This is a genomic window from Streptomyces sp. NRRL B-24572 (assembly GCF_002156145.1).
Taxonomy (GTDB): Bacteria; Actinomycetota; Actinomycetes; order Streptomycetales; family Streptomycetaceae; genus Streptomyces; species Streptomyces vietnamensis.
In genome coordinates, this window is sequence record NZ_MWIG01000900.1 from 1 (window position 1) to 2,701 (window position 2,701).

At 72.6% G+C, this 2,701-nt stretch carries 2 protein-coding genes and 1 pseudogene; 1 reads left to right on the forward strand and 2 read right to left on the reverse strand.

Annotation, left to right across the window (positions count from 1 at the left end):
- Nucleotides 1-320: pseudogene (locus tag CCN56_RS37970) on the reverse strand (hypothetical protein); the annotation flags it as partial.
- 228 nt (nucleotides 321-548) lie between these two features.
- Here CCN56_RS37970 and CCN56_RS37975 point away from each other — a divergent pair.
- Nucleotides 549-1,727 carry a steroid 3-ketoacyl-CoA thiolase gene (locus CCN56_RS37975; protein ID WP_086832225.1) on the forward strand — a complete coding sequence of 393 codons (1,179 nt, stop codon included), beginning with the start codon at nucleotides 549-551 and terminating at the stop codon, nucleotides 1,725-1,727.
- Here the strand turns inward: CCN56_RS37975 and CCN56_RS37980 are convergent.
- A partial coding sequence (locus CCN56_RS37980) for a nitronate monooxygenase family protein (protein WP_086832226.1) occupies nucleotides 1,711-2,701 on the reverse strand: 991 nt, incomplete at its 5' end. The two genes, CCN56_RS37975 and CCN56_RS37980, sit on opposite strands and share 17 nt — an antisense overlap.

A 2,701-nucleotide genomic window follows, 5' to 3' on the forward strand; every position in this document is an offset into this window, starting at 1 on the left:
ATGACGGCGGTGTTCTCGTTCGAGGAGAACAGCTCGGGGTGGGGGGAGACGTACTTGACGTCCGCGTGGCGCGTGACCGCCCAGTACCCGCCGTCCGCGAAGCCGGTGACGCCGGCCGGCTGGGGGCACCACCACACGGGCGCGGTCTGCCGCAGCCGGGCGAACTCCGGGAAGGGGACGCGGTCGCGGAGCAGATCGGGGTCGGTGGCGTCGAACCCCTCGGGGAGCCCCTGGGAGAGACCGTCGGGGAGTCCCTCGGGGAGCCGTCCTTCGGGGATCCCTTCGGGGGTCCCGCCGGGGAGGTGGGGGCAGGCGGCCATCGGCAACACTCTCCAAATCTGATGGGCCATCAGAAGTTGCCGGGAAAGTTAGTAACGAGTTCTACAAGTAGCAAGGGGCGGAGCGGGAACTGTTGCTTCCCGGACCCTTGCGTACCGGCGGTAGCAGTCATAAGACTGCACTCAGAACTAGAACGCGTACTAGTTCCCCGTGACGCCGACCGACCGGGGTGCCGGGACACCCCGTCCGGTCGAGGAGAGGACGAGCTCATGGCCGCGGAACCCGTCATCGTCGAAGCCGTACGCACCCCCATCGGCAAGCGCGGAGGCGCGCTCGCCAACCTCCACCCCGCCTACCTCCTGGGCGAGACCTACCGCGAACTCCTCGGCCGCACCGGCATCCACGCCGACTGCGTCGAGCAGATCGTCGGCGGTACGGTCACCCATGCCGGCGAGCAGTCCATGAACCCGGCGCGCACCGCCTGGCTCACCATGGGCCTGCCCTACGAGACGGCCGCCACCACCGTCGACTGTCAGTGCGGCTCCTCGCAGCAGGCCAGCCACATGGTCGCCAACATGATCGCGGCCGGCGTCATCGACATCGGGATCTCCTGCGGCGTCGAGGCCATGTCGCGCGTCCCGCTCGGTTCCGGTTCCAAGCACGGGCCCGGCAAGCCGTTCCCCGACGAGTGGAACGTCGACCTGCCCAACCAGTTCGAGGCCGCCGAGCGCATCGCCCGCCGCCGCGGACTCACCCGCGAACGCGTCGACTCCCTCGGCCTGCTCTCCCAGGAACGGGCCGCCGTCGCCTGGTCCGAGGAGCGCTTCAAGCGCGAGACCTTCGCCGTCCAGGTCCCGACGACGGAGGCCGAACAGGCCGCGGGGCAGGGCATGTGGCGGCTCGTCGACCGCGACGAGGGCCTGCGCGACACCACCATGGAGGGCCTGGCCCGCCTCAAGCCCGTCATGCCCACCGCGATCCACACCGCCGGGAACTCCTCCCAGATCTCCGACGGCGCCTCCGCCATCATGTGGGCCTCCAAGCGCATGGCCCGCGCCCTGAAGCTGAAACCGCGCGCCCGGATCGTCGCCCAGGCCCTCGTCGGCGCCGACCCGCACTTCCACCTCGACGGTCCGATCGACGCGACGCGGGCGGTGCTCGGCAAGGCCGGGATGTCGCTCAAGGACATCGACCTCGTCGAGATCAACGAGGCCTTCGCGTCGGTGGTGTTGAGCTGGGCGCAGGAATTCGACCGGGACTTGGACGGTCTCGTGAAGGTCAACGTCAACGGCGGCGCCATCGCCCTCGGCCACCCCGTCGGCGCCACCGGCGCCCGGCTCATCGCCACCGCCCTGCACGAACTGGAGCGCACCGACAAGGAGTTCGCGCTCGTCACCATGTGCGCGGGCGGGGCACTCGCGACCGGGACCATCATCCAGCGGCTCTGACCGCCTCCTCGGCGAGAGACGCGAGGTACGCGGCGGCCGAGGGCTCCTGCGCCAGGGCCGCCGCCTGGCCGGCCCAGAGGTTCACGTACTCGGGCCGGCCCTGCTCCGCCGCGGCCCGCCGCACCGGACCCATCAGCGCGTTCTGCACGGGATACGGCGGTACGTGTTCCTCGTGGGCCGCCATGTCCCGGACGAAGCCGTTCGGGATGCCCCGCGCCGTGCGCCCCGAGAAGAGCCGGGTGAGCACGGTCGTCCGCGCCTCCGGGGTGCCGAGGATCCGCCGGTGCACCTCGCTCGCCCCCGACTCGCGCGCGGCCAGGAAGCCGGTGCCGACCTGGACGGCGTCCGCGCCGAGCGCGAGCGCTGCGGCGACCCCGCGCCCGTCGGCGATCCCGCCCGCCGCGACCACCGGGACCGAGACCGCGTCCGCCACCTGCGGGACGAGCGAGAAGGTGCCGACCAGGGACTCCCGTACGGGACGGAGGAACGCACCCCGGTGCCCGCCCGCGTCGCTGCCCGAGGCGACGACCGCGTCCACCCCGGCCGCCTCCAGGGCCACCGCCTCCTCCACCGTCGTCGCGGTGCCGACCACGACGATCCCGCGCCGCCGGGCCTCGGCGACCAGGCGGCGCGGCGGCAGGCCCATGACCAGGCTGATCACCGGCGGGGCGGCCGCGATCAGGGCGTCCAGCTGCGCGTCGAAGTCGGGCCAGGACCGGACGTCCTCGGCGCTCGGGGGACGTACCCCCAGCTCCTCGTAGTACGGACGCAGCCGCTCGACGTGCTCGGCGAGCGCGGCGGCCGGGAGCTCGGTGCGCTCGCCCTCCTGCGGCACCCACAGGTTCACGGCGAAGGGGCGGCCGGTCGCGGCACGGAGCTTCGCCACGAGCGCGGTGATCTCCTCGGGGGTGTGGATGTGCGCCCCGTACGAGCCCAGGCCGCCGCCCTCGGAGACGGTCGCGGCCAGCTCGACG

What these genes read in the sequence shown, in the direction of transcription:
- CCN56_RS37975 (WP_086832225.1), top strand. Translation starts at nt 549, where the DNA reads ATGGCCGCGGAACCCGTCATCGTCGAAGCCGTACGCACCCCCATCGGC.